Genomic DNA, 16,542 nt, shown 5'->3' on the forward strand with positions numbered 1-16,542 from the left:
CGACATGCACGACCGCTGTGTCAGCGGACACGTGCAGACCCGTACGCCGTTATTTAAAGCCCGGCGAACGCCGTTTCCGAGCGTTCCAGCAGCCCTTGTGCCAATGGCGGCGGTCGTCGCCGTCGCCATCGTCGTCCCAGGCCACGATATGCGCGTGGCCAACCTGGATGAGGTGGTCGCAACCGGGGCAGCGGTAGAGCTTCTCGGCCTTCTGCGAGGTGATGTGCCTGATCTGCCAGCGCTGATCGCCGTCGTTCACGACGCGGCGTTCCATGCTCGCACGCAGCGGTGGCGGATTGTTGGGTTGCCGTCGATTTCGCCGTGGCATGCTACTTCGCGGCGCTGGGACCGGCTTCGTCGTCACCGGCGTCGCGGTGCGCCGCGTCGGCCTCGGTCTGCAGCCGAGTGTTGAGGCGGCGTATGTGCTTGTTCATGCCGCGGATCAAAAAGATCACCACGACGATGAGGAAAAGGGTCAAAAACAGGCCGAACGGCCCGGCCAGCGCCGGTGCGCGGTCGGGGCCGAAATCCTGTGCCATCAGTGCGAGCTCATCCACACTTCCAGATTAGAGCACGGAAACGTTACTCCGCCAGTGGCGGCAGCTCCCAGTGAACTGGCTCCGCCCCCTGCTCTTTCAGCAGTTCATTGGCGCGGGAAAACGGCTTGGAACCGAAGAATCCGCTCCGTGCGCTCAGAGGAGACGGGTGCGGCGACTCGATCGCGGGAATCGGCTTCAGCATGGGCGCCAGATTACGGGCGTCCCGACCCCACAGAACGGCCACCGCCGGTTTATCCCGAGCGGCCAAGGCCCGGATGGCCTGTTCAGTGATCGCCTCCCAGCCCTTGCCGCGATGCGATGCGGCCTGACCCGGTGCCACGGTGAGCGACCGGTTGAGAAGCAGTACGCCTTCGGTGGCCCACGGACTGAGGTCGCCGTTGGCGGGGAGCGGGTGGCCGAGGTCGTCGCGGTACTCGTTGAAGATGTTGACCAGGCTGCGCGGTAGTGGACGCACGTCGGCGGCTACGGCAAAGGACAGCCCGATGGCATGGCCGGGTGTGGGGTAGGGGTCTTGCCCCACGATGATGACCTTGACGTCGTCGAACGGTTGCTGGAACGCACGCAGAATATGTTCGCCTGCCGGGAGGTACTGACGTCCGGATTCGACTTCGGACCGGAGGAATTCGCCCATGTCGGCGATCTGATCTCGAACGGGCTCGAGTGCTTTGGCCCAACCCGGATCGAGTAGTTCGGTGAGATCTTTAGGCATCGTATTCGGAAATCCCATGTGTGTTTTGTCTGGTTGCACGTTAAACGAGGATATTGGCGGGGTGTGACAAAAGTGGACACACCCCGCCAATACTCCTGTCCATTATGCGTGACTGACGTGATAGTCGTGCGCTCGGAGGGTGTCGGCGACGTCCCGGGCGTGGTCGGGGCCCCGGGTTTCGATGGAGATGTCGATGGAGACCTCGCCGATTCCCAAGCTCGGATCACTGCGCATATGGGCGACGTCGACGACGTTCCCACCGTGTTCCCCGATGACTTGGAGGATATGACCGAGGTTTCCGGGGCGGTCGGGGCAGCGTACGTTGATGCGCAAAAAGCGCCCGGTGGCGCTGAGGCCGTGTTCGATCAGACGCATCAGCAGCAGTGGGTCGATGTTTCCGCCGGACAGTACGGCCGCAGTTGGTCCCAGCGGATCAATCGCTCCACTGTGTATGGCGGCGTAGGCGGTCGCTCCGGCCGGTTCCACAACGAGCTTGTTGCGTTCCAACAGCGACAGAAGAGCACGGGTGATGTCCTCCTCGCTGACGGTGATGACCTCGTCGACGTATTGACTGACGTATTCGAAGGGGACGGCTCCAGGGCGTCCCACGGCGATTCCGTCGGCGATGGTGTGCATGTCACCGACCGGAGTGGGTTGTCCCGCTTTGAGGCTTTCGGGCCATGCGGCCGCCTCGGAGGCCTGGACCCCCACAATCTTCACGTCCGGCTTCATGGCCTTGGCGGCGATGGCGATCCCCGCCAGTAGACCGCCGCCGCCGAGCGACACGACGATGGTCTGCACATCCGGGAGGTCATGGAGAATTTCCAGGCCGCACGTACCCTGACCGGCCACGATATCGGGGTGGTCAAAGGGGTGGATCAGTTCGGCACCGGTTTCGGAGGCGAAACGATGGGCGGAGACGAGTGCCTCGTCGACCGAGTGTCCGGTCAGGACGACCTCGGCGCCGTACCCCTTGGTCGCCGCTACCTTCGGAAGCGGTGCCGCCTCGGGCATGAATACGGTCGCCTTGGTGCCCAGCTTCTCCGCCGCCAGCGCCACTCCCTGGGCGTGGTTACCGGCGGACGCGGCGACGACTCCTCGTTTCTTCTGTTCAGCGCTGAGGTTCGCAATGCGGTTATAGGCCCCTCTGATCTTGAAGGACCCCGCTCTCTGAACGTTTTCGCATTTCAGAAAGACATTGGACACGCCCGGGTCCCGGGCCGGTTCCAAGGGCGTGTGTCGAACGATGGCGCTTACGAGATCCGCGGCGCTGCGGATCTCGGCGACGTTTACGGTTTCACTCACGTCCTTATGCTAACTTTCCGCGGCGGCGGCACCGACCGGCAGGAGCTGCGACTCGAGTAGCTCACCGCACACGAAAAAATCCCGGCACTCGAATGCCGGGATGAAGCCGTCACGGATGACGAACTCCGCGCGCCTGATACAAGTTCATTCCTTGGCGCGGAACCCGATCCGGGCGGTGGCGTTATCCTTCGAAAGGTTCGATGTTCAAAATTTTGACCGACAGCTCGGCGCCGTTGGGGGCCTGGTAGGTGACGGTGTCATTGACCTTGTGTCCCACCAGTGCGGATCCCAGGTCGGATTCGGCGCTGTAGACGTCGATATCGGTGGTCGCTCCGATTTCGCGGGACCCCAGCAGGAACCGTTCGGTGTCGTCGGGGTCGCCGTCGAAGGCGATGGTGATGACGGAACCAATGGCGACTTCGTCGGTGGTGGATATTTCGCCGACCTTGGCGTTGCGCAACAGGTCTTCGAGTTGACGAATTCGGCCTTCTTGTTTGCCCTGCTCTTCCTTCGCCGCGTGGTAACCGCCGTTTTCCCGCAGATCGCCCTCTTCTCGACGTTCGTTGATCTCGGCGGCCATAACGGGACGGTTGGCAATGAGTTCGTCAAGCTCGTTCTTCAGCCGGTCGTAGGCGTCCTGGGTCAGCCAGGTGGCTTTGTTGGCGTCGGTCGTCGTCATTGGTTAATTACCTCCCACTTAAGATACGTATAAATAAAGCCGCCGAGTCGAAATGACCGGCGGCGGCTTTAACAAGTAACGTTAATTCCGTCGGCCAACATCGTTGGACTTCGCCGGTATTGGGTGTTCCCTCAACGGTCAGTTTGTAGGTCACCTGAGTGCGTCGGGCTTCTGACGCGGGGATCTCAACCTCGGCATGACCGATTTCCGCACCGGCCACATCTCGGGATCTCACCCGGCAGGTAGCGCCTTCACCTGCTGGTTTATTAACCACAAACGTCACCTCGACGTATCCTTCCTCACTGCTGAACGCCAAAACATCGGCGCTGTATTCCGAACCATACAGGTATTCCATCCGAAGGGCCACCACAATTCCAATGGCCACGACTGCACCGGTAAGGCCGACGGCGATCCACTTGCGCGACTTTCGGGGCTCGCGGCGACGTCCGTACCGTCCGGGCGGAAAGGATGGCGCAGAATCCCTTCGCCGTTCGGATGTAGCAGTCATCACACTACTTTCTAACACATGGCTGCATGTTCCGGGAAGAATCAGTTAACGGGTATCGTTGCACAGAATGCGTGACCTGACAAGTCGCATCAGACCTAGTCAGTCCCCAGTCACATAATGAGATTTCTTCGTATCTCGCTCATTGCGACAATATCACTACGGTTGACCACTGTCGTGACGTGCGGATCGTCGGAGAGCTCTGAGAGTAGCCGAACCGTGGGCTCGGTTCGAACGACCGCTCGTGTCACGCTGGTAGGTCGCCGTTCTGCGGTGGTCGCCATAGGGGCAAGAGCGTCGCCGAATCCGGCCCATTGATAAGCGACGAGGACCCAACCATGCCTGAAAAGCTCAAAGCCATGTTCGTCCACGCCCATCCCGACGACGAATCCTCCAAGGGGGCCGCCACCATGGCGCGTTACGTCGATGAGGGCATTGAGGTGCTTGTCGTCACCTGTACGGGAGGCGAACGCGGCTCGGTCTTGAACGAGAAAATGGATCGTCCCGAGGTTTGGGAGAACATCACCTCCATCCGAGCGGCGGAAATGGCGACGGCACGGGAGGTTCTCGGTGTGCGGCAGTCGTGGCTCGGCTTTACCGACTCCGGTTTGCCGGAGGGCTGGACCAGGGATTCCGATGTAGAACTCCCGGAGGACTCCTTCTATCGGGTTCCCACCGACAAGGCCGCCGCTCCGCTCGTAGAGCTCATCCGTGACTTCAAGCCGCAGGTCATGGTGACCTACGACGAAGACGGCGGGTATCCGCACCCCGACCACATCAAAACCCATGAAATCAGTGTGGCGGCGTTCGAGGCCGCCGGTGATCCGGAGGCCTACCCCGACCGTGGAGAGCCCTGGCAGCCGTCCAAGCTCTACTACGACGTGGCCTTCACCGTCGACAAGCTGCGAGCCTTGCACAATGCCATGCTGGATGCGGGCCTGGAGTCTCCGTACGCCAACTGGATCGAACGCCGTTCCAAGATGCCCGACAAGAGCGCCCGCATCACCACCAAAGTCGAGTGCGCGCAACATTTTGCGGTGCGCGACGAGGCGCTCAAAGCACACGCCACCCAGGTCGATCCCGACGGCTTCTGGTTCGCGGTACCGCTGGACCTGCAGCAGAAGACGTGGCCGTGGGAGACTTATCAGCTTGTGAAGTCGACCGTGGAAACCGATCAACCGGAAAACGACCTGTTCGCCGGCTTGCGCTAGTCGGCTGAGAGGCCTCCATCGGCTTGGGGCGGGGGCTCCAAGCCGTTTCTGTATGTCCCGTAATAGTCTAGATCCCGACACAAGAGTGTTATTCGGAAAAAAGTGCGGGAATGTGGGTGCATAGCTTTTTAACACGCTACCGTGCGTAAAACGGTTATCTGCCTGGAGGTGAACGCCATGATCACCAACACCAACAGTACCCGCCCCGTCATTCGCGACTCCTACGTCGGTTCGCTCCTCGTCGCGACTCCCATCGTCAAGGACCCGAACTTCGATCGAACCGTTGTGATGGCCGTAGGGCAGGAGGACGACGGGGTGCTCGGGTTGGTGCTCAACCGGGCGACCGAACTACCGGTCATGGAGGTTCTCGGAGATTGGGGCGAATTGGCAGGTGACCCTGCCGTCATGTTCGAAGGCGGTCCCGTGCAACCCGACGCCGCGATCGCCCTGGGGTGGCGCAAGGAGTCCGCGCCCAGTTCGACGGTGTTTCGCCCCGTCACCGGGCGTTTGGGGACGCTCGATCTGTCACAGGGCCCGGAGTACTTCCACGATCAGCTGGACGGAATGCGGGTCTTCGCCGGATACGCGGGGTGGGAGACCGGGCAGCTGCAGGCAGAGATCAATGCGGGCGCTTGGATGGTGTTCGACGCACTTCCCACCGATCCGTTCTTCGGTGCGCCCGACGATCTTTGGTCGACAATATGGAAACGCCAAGGCGGTATGTTGGCGGCCATGGCCAACTATCCGCCGGAAGCCGAGTACAACTAGACCACCGGATTACGGCTGCCATGTCATGAGGATGATGACGGCGCTGTACAGGGCGATGTTGGCCCAGGCGAATCCGGCCAGACGTCCGCTTCTGCGTTCGATCTTCTCCACGTCCAGATCCGCCGCGCCGTCAGCCAAGGCGCTGGCAGCATTGGCCATCAGCGGTGGAAGAAGCACCAACCCGTTGATGAGCGCCAAAACATAGAGAGTGGCCGAGATGACCATCCATACCTCGGCGAAGACGTTCTCATCGGCGGTCAAGGCTGCCAAGATACCTAGCACCGCCGCTACCAGTGTCAATCCATTGAAAAGCAGAGTGCGGCGACCGGCCAGGGACACGCGCTCAGCGTCATGGGCGTGCAGGGCGGGAATGGCGGTGAACGGCAAGAGCATCGCCGGTCCTACCACTACCACGACCGCAAGTATGTGAATGATCACCAATAGTGTATTCATTCCCTTATGCTAAGAGTTTCTCGCCGTTCGCGTGGGACTTGACCACCATTCGGTCCAGAACGGGACGCGTGCTCCGCAGCGGTAGGGAGCACCTGGGGTGGGGCCAATGCCGACTGACGGAGATGTCACCGGGTGAAACGGCCAGACCTGCGATAACAGACACAATTCGGGCTGAGGAAATCCGTTTGAGAACACTGTGGCCGGTAGGATAGGATGGATACATAATCGAATAGGGGAGCTTACTCCCTCAACCAGGGGCTGATCGGTTTCGACTCTGTATGTTGAGGTGAGGGAAGCGGGCCGAGGAAGCCAACGCTGTCTCGTTAACCAACGTTGGAAACCAATAAGTGCCAACGCAAAACGCACTGACTTCGCCCTCGCTGCTTAAGCGATAGCGAAGTTGTCGCACCGGATAAGCATCCGTTCCGGATTCGCGGCATCATTAAGGATGCTAGGTTGACATCTTCGTCGCTGGGGTGTTGACGACACAAACGGCGACTAGAGCCCGTCACACCGACTTGTCCGCGTGATCAGTGGGGCTCAATAAAAGACACAGCGGACTGCGCCCGGAGAAGTCTCACTGAGGCAACGGAGGACCTGGGTTCAATTCCCAGCAGCTCCACGAAAACCTGGTTTACCAGGTAAAATGCCGAGCATACAAAAGGCGTCCTCGGCTCGTCCATCGTTTACACGGACGAGCCGAGGACGCCTTTTGTGTACGAATTTATGGACGAAGCGAATCCCGCTATGCGACGCCGATGAGTCCGTCGAACCCCGTACACGGCGGAGCCGCCACCTGGTTCCGAACGTCGTCGTCGGACTCGTGGCAGCGGACCGAACGCCTTTGCTCACGGCGGTTACTTTGGATACGAGGACGTGTGATGTCCGGTCGACCCCTCTCAGGAAGGTACCGCGATGCAAATCGATTCGGAGACAACATCGGACCCGGTGGAACCCACCAGACGACAACGTATCGTTCGCCTCCTCTGCTGGGCGGCGTCAGTCGGGGCCGGGATCTTTCTGTTCCTGCGTTTGTTCGGTCTCGAGTTCGGATACCCACTGATCGGGCTCATTGCCTACACGCCATGGGTTGCGGCCGCCCTCTTGATAGTGGCCGTGGGGCAGTTGCTGCTTCGGGCACGTCTTCCCGCTCTCTGCAGTGCGATCGCGGGCGTGGTGCTGCTGTCGCTTCTTGTCCCTCGTATGGTGCCCAGCGACCAGCGCGAGGTCACGGGTGCCGAAGTGACGATTATGAGCGTCAACGCCTATGTGGGTTCGGCCGACATGGACGCCGTGTTTACGCTCGTGGAGCGGCATCAACCCGATGTTCTGTGCGTTCAAGAGCTCACCAACGAGGTTCACCGAGTGGTCAACACCCGAGACGATTGGGACTTCGAGCACGGCTTCGTCGCCCCCAACGACACCAACGCGGCGGGAGCGGGCTGTTATTCACAGTTGAGCGCGACGGAGACGAACGCCTTCGACGGCGACAGCCTGTTCCATCAGAACGAGTTCGAAGTACGGATCGACGACGACGTGGCCTTCCGGTTCGCCAATATTCATACGGCCGCCCCGGTCAGCTCCGAGCGAGTGAGTATGTGGCGTGACGATTTCGCGGGTATTCCCCGTCCCGAGGGCGACGTGCCGTGGATTCTTGCGGGAGATTTCAACGCCACCGTAGACCACGGAGTCCTTCGCGGGCTTCTCGACGACGGATACCAGGACGCGGCCTCGCTCATGGGTGATGGGCTCACCGCGACCTGGCGAATGCCCGGGTATTTTGACGGCAACCTGCGTGCTCCGGGGCTGGTTTTGGACCATGTCCTTGTCGACGAATCGATACGGGTGGAGGACTTCCAAGTATTGAACGACGTCGGTTCGGATCACCGACCGATCCTGGCAACGCTGACCGTGCCGTCTACATGATTTTCCTGCAACCGGTGAAGCTTCGGAGTGCAAATGTATATGGGAGGGCACTTTAGGTGAACGAAACAGACCCGCATGGATCTTGTGGAATCATAGATGTGGTGGTAGAGCACGTCTTTAGCATTCGTGACAATATGTGGATTGCGTATTTCGCTTACAGCAATGCGTAGGTGTTCGACATGCATATGAACGGAACGCCAAGGTAAAGCCCCTCACCGAGGGGCACTCACAGTTGCCGGGGCGGCCGTCGCATCAAGCGTCGCTTCCGCAACCAGTGTCAGCGCGGCCCAAACCAGGATGACCGCATGAAACCTCACACACCACGGTTACCGCTCAGTCGGAAGTGACCTCCACAGGCTAATCTGCCAGGCTATTGCATATACCATCCCGAGTGCGACTATGAACGTAAAAAGGTGGGGATTCCGGATACTCCACAAACGACTGCATTCTGGACTTGAACGGCTGGTACTTCACTTTCTAGTAAAGCGTATTGAGGTGCATATTGTTACCATGGCAACGGTGGGTTCGCCTATGGCCGCGACATTCATGGAGTCAGGAGTCATGGCTGAGGCTCTAATTGTCACCTCGAGGGCCAAGAAACTTTCCATTGATAGGAATGTCCAACATTTCAGGCCATTGTTCGGTGATTAGACTGATGAATGCTTGACCGCTGAGCCGATCTTCTTCTGGCACTGACAGTAGTTTCTCGAATATGAATCGCGAATTTACTAGGGTGAATGTATCATATGCAACGTCGCTTTCAGTGAGATGAGCATTAAGCCATACGCCGCACCGGTGCTCCCAGTAGAAGAGGTCGAATGGGTTGCAAAACCGCTGTCCAACGTTGAAATCTGTCGTATCAATATACTCTTCGAACGATTTGACGAGCTTCTCATCATCGGATTTGCGACCAGTTAGCATCTTGGTCATTTCAAGAGCATCAATCTTGTCCATGTATGGACGTTTGGCCCGGAAAAATGCACGCCCGACTTCATATAGGTTGGATCGGATGTGTAGCCCATTGGGAAATCCAGCATCCCGATGGGCGGGCCCGATTCCCGGATAACTGGACCTGGCAGAGTTATCACGCATAATGGAATTCAACGGCTCAGCCGGAAAGCGTGATGGAAGTTCGATCAGCGTGTGAGACAGATTGAATCGCTGCGCGATTTGCTGAGAAACTTCGACGTCCCTAGCTTCGGACGCTTGTGTTGCATTCTTCGCGCCACGGGAAACATACGTGAAGTACTGCGCCTTCTGTGAGATTTCCCGTGTCATGGCTAGGGTGGTTCTACTATCAAGACCTGCGGTTACCGATACGATAAGTGGTGTTCGAGCAGCAAGATGACGCAATTGATTGGTCATGAGTGATCCAACGGTCTCAACGACGTCTTTAAGCGAGTTTTGTTCCAATTCGCGTCGAGGGTATATACGTCGTACCGATCCATCAAGAATATTCAGCTCGGTGTTTGGGGTGAGTGTATATACACCTGTAAACGCAGTCGCGCGACCCGGTAGGGCATATGCGTTGAATTCAGATTTCAGGGCTTGGGGATCACGGAAGTGAGCGTCATATGCGGCTCCCACGTAGCTGGCAACAAGATGCGCGTGGGACCCAACGCACGCCCCATTCGGGCGTTCAGAATAGAATATAGCTCGCATTCCAGCGGCATCACCCTGGATATGGAACGTATCCTCATCCCCATCAATTACTACATACCGGCCAGACAGCATGTCCAATCGCCGGTTGAAGTTTTCTCGACCCTCTGTGCGGCTGTTGAGTAGCAACTGAGCGATCTCACGTTCAGTGGACGCCCATGTTTCCAGGTCTACCGCAATTCCTAGGATGATGACGAATGTGCCTCGTCGTTCAGCCAACGCGAATGGGAGGCGAGGATCGTATGTAAAGTGATAGTTGCCTAGAGCTATCTGTCTCCAATGCCGCACCGGCTTGGCTGCTGATTCGTGGGTAAGTAGATATCCACGTGCATACCGTAGTGAACTCTTGTCACCGTCATCCCGAATTTTGGATTCAGCTAGAGGCTTTGACACCGAAATGTTGTCCGCATTCCTGGGAGATAGGATATCTGCTATTTTTTGACGAAATCGAAGGATTGGTGAGATGGACATTGATTGATTTCCTAACTTCCAGGGTGGCAAGGGTAGATCACGTCAATAATATATCGTTTCGATTACGTGTGCTCAATGTGGTTCGTCGGTAGTGCCCTTCAGGTATTGGTGAGCTTGCCCCTATAGAGCCAGGTGAAGGGAGTGCTGGGTTTGCGTTCTTAACGCTGAGAGCGTTTGAGCCCACCCTGGGCACGACCCTTGGGTGCTAGGCACCTAATCAATGTAAAATTCGAATCGTAAAGCCCGTACATTGATTGCCTTTGGCTTCAGTCGCCCCCGATTGAAAGGTCTCCCCATGAGGATTCGTGGACTTTCCCGCTTTTCGGTTAGACAACTTCAAATTCTAGCCGCGGTCGCGCTGTGCGGGGTAGTTGGATTTGCTGCCCTACTACTCGGGTACGCGACTGTGGCTTGGGTTGCGGTATTCGCTGTGTGCTCTTTGCTTATTGCGATCGTGTTGATTGTTAAAAACCGGATTGAGCACCAAATTCAACAACAAAACACGTTTATTTTCGAAGTTACCGAACGTCTTCGGTCGATTGACAATAAGGTATCTAAGGATGTATCGGCTGCGACCCCAGAACACAATGAGTTTTCCTTGCGTCGGATTCTTGCTGCGGTAGAGAACGAACGTTTCGAAAATGCGGTGCGCCATCACGAAGTCAAGCAGTGTATATTGATGGGCTCGGCTGGCGATCAGCCTGATATCCCCGCTCCCCGCAAGGCAACGGATAGGCGTTGAGACCATAGTCTGGGGTTGGTGCAGGCGGGATCTACTGGGATCGATTGTGTCGTGGTTTTGACCGACACCCTATAATGTGCTTAACGACGGTACAACCGTATTTAAATCTGACACCCCATTATTGATTGCAGAGGTCGGTTATGAGAAGGTCCGTTTCAAGCGTCATTCTGGCGGCAGTGGTCGTACTTGCGGCTGCTTGTGGGGATTCCGGTAAGGACTCAGAATCTACAGACTCTGAAGGAACATCGGACGTCCCTGACGCGAAGCCGGTTACCGCCCCCAGCGGTGTACCTTCGTTCAGCCCGCCTGACGGTACGGCCGAGATCGAAGACGAAGTGAACGATTTCACTCTAGATCTTCCCAGTTCTGGTACGACGTACGGTTTTAATGACGATGAAATCGCAGAAACCAATCGCTTCTTCTTGACTCGTTATGAAATCGAAGATGATGATGATTTTTCAACTCATGAATCATTGCAGGAACTTGTAGCTGAATTCGATAAGTTGGTAAATAACTCAGCGAAAGAGTTCAGTATATACCGCAGTCAAGTTGGTGGGCATCCGGCTATTTCCCGCTATACTCGGCTGGGCGATGGTATTCAGCAACAGAACTACTTCATTCCTGCTGAATCAGAATTGATTCATGTCAGTTGTCAATGGGACGGTGCGAGAGAAGATGTTCTGGCTGGTTGCGAGGAGCTGCTTTCTAGCGCTACTTGGTCCTAGTGCTAATGGCCTATGCAGAGGAATACCAGAATCGTATTACTCGGCGAAGAACCTGGAATTTGAGGAAGAAGGGGTAAGCCTCCCATGCGTTAAAAGTAAAGACTCACCCCCTTCTATTCAGTACTTTTTTTCCAGTAGTTCAAGCCTCTCCACATGGCTCTCATGGCTGAATGTGTTCCGTACATGCTCTATGGCTCGCTCAGTGAGCTCACGATAGCGATTAAAGTCTGAGTATATTTCTCGCACTGTCGGAATAACGTCTTCTTCAACGCAGTACACGGCCGCATCACCAAAGGTTGGTTCGAAATGTGGTGGCAGAATGACAAGACATCCGGATGTGATGGCTTCCAAAATTGCTCGGCCAAATGATTCGATACGGATGTCATGGTGGAAGTACACCCAAAAGTCGAGTTGATAGAGGAACGACTGTATCGCCATCTCATCGTATTCAAACGAGACCCAGTTGGCAGGAATGGTGTCCCTCTCAAGTACACGACGTGCGGATTTGGTTCCTCCCATACTTCGAATATCGAATTCAGGTGAATCCGGGTAAACATTCAGCAACTGCTCTTTAGTCCCGGGCCATTTGGTGTGGTTGTCACGTGAGTGACGGCCGATAACCGGGATGTCGTTTCGGAATCGGCTCCTGGGAAGATACCATTCCGAGATGTTCAGGATGCTGGGAAGGTCTATGTCGGCGATTCGATCCGATGGAATCGTGCCGTCGTCGAGAAGTGCCTGCCGAGTCATTGGTCCTTGCGGGACCCATACTGCTTCAGTCCCAAACATCCGTTTGGCGTTGTCAGCACAATGCCGGCCCACGTAGCGGAGGTCGCTTCCATCTAGTTCTCGAGGTGGTTGATTCGCCAAGAGAAATACTCGATCGGCAGTCACGTTACATGGACGAGATCTTTGAAATTGCAGTACTGGTGGGTATCGAACGACTAGAGTTCGAATCTGGGCCTCTTCAGCCGGAAGAACTCGTTCGACTGTCCCGTCGTCTATTAGCCGTTGAATTTCCTTGCATAGTGGTTTTACATGCAAGGAAGCGAATCGATAGGCGTCGAGCTGCATGATTCCCAGTCGCTTACCGGACTCTGCCAAGGTTCGTATTTCCTCTAGCATCGATTTAGCAGGGCCGCCAAGGTATCTCCATTCCCCGGCCCATACATAGTCGTATTTGGGTGTCGCACCTTTCTCCGCTCCACGATTGGACCGCAAATACGACGTAGCGCGAACCTGCTCTGGTTCCTTTCCCCGGGGGAGGTACGGTGAATCGTCGTTATTGCTGATACGACTGTGCCATGAGGAATAAGAAAAGCGGTAGGCTTCTCGAGCAGGGTGTATCCATCCACCGGGGCCGAAGTCGGAACGGGAAAGGGAGCCGTCACCTTGCCTCATAATGACGAGACAGTTATTGGAATCAAATCGGACGGAACCATCCCCATAATACGCTTCAATCCTACGAATAAATTCACCGTCAGCTGACTTCCTAAGTTCATGAAAGTAGCCGATATCGGATTGGATCTCCGATTTGCGGAACATCATGCTGGGAAAGCAGGAATCCCGTTTAGGGCGCTCGAGGCGCTTATATAGGAGGTTGCCTTGCAACTTCAATGCGTAGACCGCAATCAGCTTGAGGTTGTCGCTTTTCTTTAGCTGCGACACCTGGACGGCGATACGTTCCGGATGTGACCAATCATCGGAGTCCTGAAATGTGACATAAGTTCCCTGTGCTTTATCAAGACCTAGATTGCGGGCGGCATACGTGCCACGGTTCTCTGCCTGCCGTATAAGTCGAACCCGCGTGTCGAGGTCAGCGCACTCATTTAGGATACCGTCGTACTCATTTCCGGATCCATCGTCGATCAGAAGAACTTCCAATCTTGTCCATGATTGCCGTAGGATCGACCGAACTGACGTAAGGAGTTGCCGGTTAGGCTGATAACAGGTGACGATAACAGTAATCAGTTCGTCACTGTTGATATCACTTCTAGGCTCCGCGGTAAGCCGATCGAGATTCTCTCCTTCAACGGTAAGGTCGAGATTATATGTGGTAGCCGGCATAATCTTGGCAAATGAATGAGTCCAGTCAGACCAATCGTCCGTCTTTTGGACGATTGGGTGTAGTAGGTTCATTTTAAGTACCGTCTTGGCTGAGGAGTGGACTCCCTGGTAGGTCTTAAGAAGATCGTGCAATCTCTGGTAATCGGCCTGAAAATTGGCAACTTCGCAGTGGAGAGTTTGGTATCTCGAGGGGATCGAGCGTGGACCGTACCGTGAAAGTACCAATTCGAAGAGGTCAGAGCCAATATTGAGGTCGTCGTCTTCAATTTGTTGCGCGACCAGAACACGGGCTAGTTCAAGTGCCGGCTCGATAAGGAGTTTGCACGAACGAAGCATTCGTTTCCGACGTTTGTCACCGTAATGGGCGGCTTTGAGGTCGGCGACAAGGCCAGTTTGTCCTGTTGCATAATATTCGAGCAGTTCTCGTGCATCAAGCGAGCGATGGCGAATCGCTGTACTTCCCAACCGGGTAAGCTTGTGTCCCCTCCGAAAGGCTGCTACATAATCATGTAGCAGCTGGGAGGGGTGAAATTGATGGTATCCGGGCTCAATTGACACGGGAATCCTTCCAGGCACGTCGGGGGTACTACCCAATATTCTTCAGCTAGATTAACACCGGAGTCAGAAGCGAAGAACTGACTATATGGGGTTGATATCCAACTGGAGATTAATTGTGTTAGCCGGCAACATAGATAACCTAAGGTAAGTTAGTTCAAGTCAGGCAACTCAGATTCAAGTAGATCGGTGAGGGTCAGTACGAATGGAACACTCATGTGGTGCGCATCTCGATAAACTAGCAGGTTGTCCGCTATTACAGGACAGATTTCATTGGTGCAAAGCCATTCAGAAGTGTCAATTGCCTTACCATCTGCGTTGCTAAAAAGTTCTGCGGTGTACTGACGCCTGTCTTCCATTCGTAGAACTTCTGAGCGTTCGCCATTACAGTCTGCGACGTTGTCGTTTTGTGCGATGCAGTCGGGTACACGGCTAGGGAAGAATGGGGTATCTTGGATATAGACCAACTTGGAAGTATGATTCTTGACCTCGGATATTGTCGAGCGCCACCCTTCGAGCCATTCAGTTGTCGCCGTTCCGTCGACGCCGACAACCTGATTGGTTTCCGTGCTGCCAAATATGATCATATCGGGTTTAGTATCCGCTACTTCATCAAAGATGTTTTGGCGCCACTTAAGGCATTCGTCATATGGTCGTTCTTGGACGGCAAGGTACGAATCAAGGTTAGACGGTGTACATGAGCTCTTAGTACGGTTTACTAGTTTCCATTCGGAGGAATCAGCTATATTGTTCAAAGCTGGAAACCATTGAGCAGCGTGGGAGTCGCCTATAAGGTACATAACCTTCTCAGAATCTGTGTCTCCGTAGGCACATCCACTGGGTAGCTGAGTGTCGTCGAACCCTAGATGACAATCATCGTCATAGATAATGGGCTTATCGTCTGTGACGGTGGCCAATGAAGGCGTGAGGTTATCGGGAACCTCTGTGATGGAGAGTGCCTCTTCAATGCGCTTTTGCGATTCGTTCTCATCAACGGCTGAATCTGCGTGCTCGAGGTTGGAAGTGTCGTCGCCGGTAGGTATGACAACAATGAATACGACCAAAGTGGCCACACTTGCCATCGTGACGCTAACCCCGACAAGGAGTCCGTACATTTGACTTTCTCGCCACCGTTTTGGACTTCTGAGCGGTTGTTCAACGTAATGGTAAGAAAGATGGCTCAGGGCAAAGGCCACGATCAATAGAGTGAGATTCAGAGCCAATCCTGCGGGAACTCCAACGGCGAAGGGCAAAATGATCAAGACCGGCCAATGCCACAGATAGAGACTATAGGAGATTTTTCCGACGTACTGCATAGGTGGCAGCTTGAGAAGATACCCTGCCGTGGTTGAAGCGGTCCGAGCGCCGGCCGCAATAACAAGGGCAGTGCCGAAGACCGGTAGAAGTGCGTGATATCCAGGGAAAGCGGTCGATTCGGTGAATCTGACAGCGCTGTAGATTACTGCAGCCAAACCGACGGGAGCCATAATATGTGCTAGGACGATGGGTATTCTGGTCCACCACCGCAGTGTCAGAGCGAGAAAGGCACCAACGAGCAACTCCCAGATTCGGGTGTGAGTCCCGAAGTAGGCGAACGGTTCCGAAGTGTTCGTCTGCACCACACTGTAGGACAGGGAGAATAGGAAGAGCAACATTAGCGCGGCGAGCGTCGGATACAGCGGTGCTACCTCGAGTTTTCGAGCTAGTGCCAGCATTCCTAGAAGTAGCAACGGCCAGAAGAGGTAGAATTGCTCTTCCACCGCCAACGACCAATACTGTTGAAACGGTGAGGGCAAGGCGTCCGCGTTGAGGTACTCCACGCTTTCCGCGGCGAATCGATAATTGACAAAATAGGCTACCGCGGTAAAGGCGTCCTTCAAGACACTGTTGATTTGCGTAATGGGAAACCAGAGCCACGACGCTATCAGCGTGGTGATGAGAACAACGCCCGATACCGGCAGAATTCGGCGAGCGCGCCGAGAGAAGAAGCCGGATAGAGAGATGGAGCCGGTTTTGGTGTATTCCTTGAACAACAGTGACGTGATGAGGAATCCCGATATGACGAAGAATACGTCGACACCGATATAACCACCGGCAAAGTAGGGTATCCCGGCGTGCGCGGCGAGAACCAGGAGAACGGCGACTGCTCGCAGTCCTTGTATATCGGTTCTGTGGCCTAGAGAGGGATAGTTCGGCATCTGCTGCCT

At 55.5% G+C, this 16,542-nt stretch carries 15 protein-coding genes and 1 other RNA gene; 6 read left to right on the top strand and 10 right to left on the bottom strand.

Annotation, left to right across the window (positions count from 1 at the left end; all coding sequences use genetic code 11):
- Positions 1–49: 49 nt before the first annotated feature.
- The 6 genes from HALAL_RS0108890 to HALAL_RS17575 form a co-directional block, all read right to left on the bottom strand.
- Complete coding sequence (locus HALAL_RS0108890) at positions 50–328, bottom strand: hypothetical protein (protein ID WP_025273666.1); 279 nt, start codon at positions 326–328, stop codon at positions 50–52.
- Between the two features lies 1 nt (position 329).
- The gene (locus HALAL_RS0108895) at positions 330–557 is read right to left on the bottom strand and encodes a hypothetical protein (RefSeq protein WP_025273667.1); all 228 of its coding nucleotides are present in this window, start codon (positions 555–557) and stop codon (positions 330–332) included.
- A 25-nt stretch (positions 558–582) separates the two neighbouring features.
- On the bottom strand, positions 583–1,269 hold the full coding sequence (locus tag HALAL_RS0108900) for a uracil-DNA glycosylase (RefSeq protein WP_025273668.1): 687 nt from the start codon (positions 1,267–1,269) through the stop codon (positions 583–585).
- A 102-nt stretch (positions 1,270–1,371) separates the two neighbouring features.
- The gene (ilvA, locus tag HALAL_RS0108905) at positions 1,372–2,574 is read right to left on the bottom strand and encodes a threonine ammonia-lyase (protein ID WP_025273669.1); all 1,203 of its coding nucleotides are present in this window, start codon (positions 2,572–2,574) and stop codon (positions 1,372–1,374) included.
- A 181-nt stretch (positions 2,575–2,755) separates the two neighbouring features.
- Entirely contained in the window at positions 2,756–3,253 is a 498-nt protein-coding gene (gene greA / locus HALAL_RS0108910) for a transcription elongation factor GreA (protein ID WP_025273670.1), read from the bottom strand.
- Positions 3,254–3,260: 7 nt separating this feature from the next.
- Entirely contained in the window at positions 3,261–3,761 is a 501-nt protein-coding gene (locus HALAL_RS17575) for a DUF4307 domain-containing protein (RefSeq protein ID WP_084471930.1), read from the bottom strand.
- Positions 3,762–4,096: 335 nt separating this feature from the next.
- Here HALAL_RS17575 and mca point away from each other — a divergent pair, with 335 nt between their 5' ends.
- Positions 4,097–4,969, top strand: a complete 873-nt coding sequence (mca, locus tag HALAL_RS0108920; RefSeq protein ID WP_025273672.1) for a mycothiol conjugate amidase Mca — start codon at positions 4,097–4,099, stop codon at positions 4,967–4,969.
- 177 nt (positions 4,970–5,146) lie between these two features.
- Complete coding sequence (locus HALAL_RS0108925; RefSeq protein WP_025273673.1) at positions 5,147–5,737, top strand: YqgE/AlgH family protein; 591 nt, start codon at positions 5,147–5,149, stop codon at positions 5,735–5,737.
- 9 nt (positions 5,738–5,746) lie between these two features.
- Here HALAL_RS0108925 and HALAL_RS0108930 read toward each other — a convergent pair whose 3' ends face one another.
- Positions 5,747–6,190, bottom strand: coding sequence for a DUF2269 family protein (locus HALAL_RS0108930; protein WP_084471931.1), 444 nt, complete (start codon positions 6,188–6,190; stop codon positions 5,747–5,749).
- A gap of 254 nt (positions 6,191–6,444) precedes the next feature.
- Here HALAL_RS0108930 and ssrA point away from each other — a divergent pair.
- Positions 6,445–6,815: a transfer-messenger RNA gene (gene ssrA, locus HALAL_RS18140) on the top strand.
- Positions 6,816–7,105: 290 nt separating this feature from the next.
- Entirely contained in the window at positions 7,106–8,116 is a 1,011-nt protein-coding gene (locus tag HALAL_RS17580) for an endonuclease/exonuclease/phosphatase family protein (protein ID WP_025273675.1), read from the top strand.
- A gap of 573 nt (positions 8,117–8,689) precedes the next feature.
- Here HALAL_RS17580 and HALAL_RS0108940 read toward each other — a convergent pair.
- Complete coding sequence (locus HALAL_RS0108940; RefSeq protein WP_156937681.1) at positions 8,690–10,246, bottom strand: asparagine synthetase B family protein; 1,557 nt, start codon at positions 10,244–10,246, stop codon at positions 8,690–8,692.
- 295 nt (positions 10,247–10,541) lie between these two features.
- Here HALAL_RS0108940 and HALAL_RS0108945 point away from each other — a divergent pair, with 295 nt between their 5' ends.
- Together HALAL_RS0108945 and HALAL_RS0108950 are read left to right on the top strand one after the other, a co-directional pair.
- Positions 10,542–10,988: a hypothetical protein gene (locus HALAL_RS0108945; protein ID WP_025273677.1), complete on the top strand. Its 447-nt coding sequence runs from the start codon at positions 10,542–10,544 to the stop codon at positions 10,986–10,988.
- Positions 10,989–11,164: 176 nt separating this feature from the next.
- Entirely contained in the window at positions 11,165–11,713 is a 549-nt protein-coding gene (locus HALAL_RS0108950; RefSeq protein WP_025273678.1) for a hypothetical protein, read from the top strand.
- Between the two features lie 117 nt (positions 11,714–11,830).
- Here HALAL_RS0108950 and HALAL_RS0108955 read toward each other — a convergent pair whose 3' ends face one another.
- Positions 11,831–14,338 (bottom strand): glycosyltransferase, encoded by a 2,508-nt coding sequence (locus HALAL_RS0108955; RefSeq protein WP_156937682.1) that lies wholly within the window; start codon positions 14,336–14,338, stop codon positions 11,831–11,833.
- 149 nt (positions 14,339–14,487) lie between these two features.
- Positions 14,488–16,533, bottom strand: coding sequence for an acyltransferase family protein (locus tag HALAL_RS0108960; protein ID WP_169732429.1), 2,046 nt, complete (start codon positions 16,531–16,533; stop codon positions 14,488–14,490).
- Positions 16,534–16,542 lie beyond the last annotated feature (9 nt).

This window comes from Haloglycomyces albus DSM 45210, assembly GCF_000527155.1.
Classification (GTDB): domain Bacteria; phylum Actinomycetota; class Actinomycetes; order Mycobacteriales; family Micromonosporaceae; genus Haloglycomyces; species Haloglycomyces albus.

Coding starts and splice junctions, on each gene's coding strand:
- HALAL_RS0108890 (WP_025273666.1), bottom strand. CDS start 328: ATGCCACGGCGAAATCGACGGCAACCCAACAATCCGCCACCGCTGCGT.
- HALAL_RS0108900 (WP_025273668.1), bottom strand. CDS start 1,269: ATGCCTAAAGATCTCACCGAACTACTCGATCCGGGTTGGGCCAAAGCA.
- greA (WP_025273670.1), bottom strand. CDS start 3,253: ATGACGACGACCGACGCCAACAAAGCCACCTGGCTGACCCAGGACGCC.
- HALAL_RS17575 (WP_084471930.1), bottom strand. CDS start 3,761: ATGACTGCTACATCCGAACGGCGAAGGGATTCTGCGCCATCCTTTCCG.
- mca (WP_025273672.1), top strand. CDS start 4,097: ATGCCTGAAAAGCTCAAAGCCATGTTCGTCCACGCCCATCCCGACGAC.
- HALAL_RS0108925 (WP_025273673.1), top strand. CDS start 5,147: ATGATCACCAACACCAACAGTACCCGCCCCGTCATTCGCGACTCCTAC.
- HALAL_RS0108930 (WP_084471931.1), bottom strand. CDS start 6,190: ATGAATACACTATTGGTGATCATTCACATACTTGCGGTCGTGGTAGTG.
- HALAL_RS17580 (WP_025273675.1), top strand. CDS start 7,106: ATGCAAATCGATTCGGAGACAACATCGGACCCGGTGGAACCCACCAGA.
- HALAL_RS0108940 (WP_156937681.1), bottom strand. CDS start 10,246: ATGTCCATCTCACCAATCCTTCGATTTCGTCAAAAAATAGCAGATATC.
- HALAL_RS0108945 (WP_025273677.1), top strand. CDS start 10,542: ATGAGGATTCGTGGACTTTCCCGCTTTTCGGTTAGACAACTTCAAATT.
- HALAL_RS0108960 (WP_169732429.1), bottom strand. CDS start 16,533: ATGCCGAACTATCCCTCTCTAGGCCACAGAACCGATATACAAGGACTG.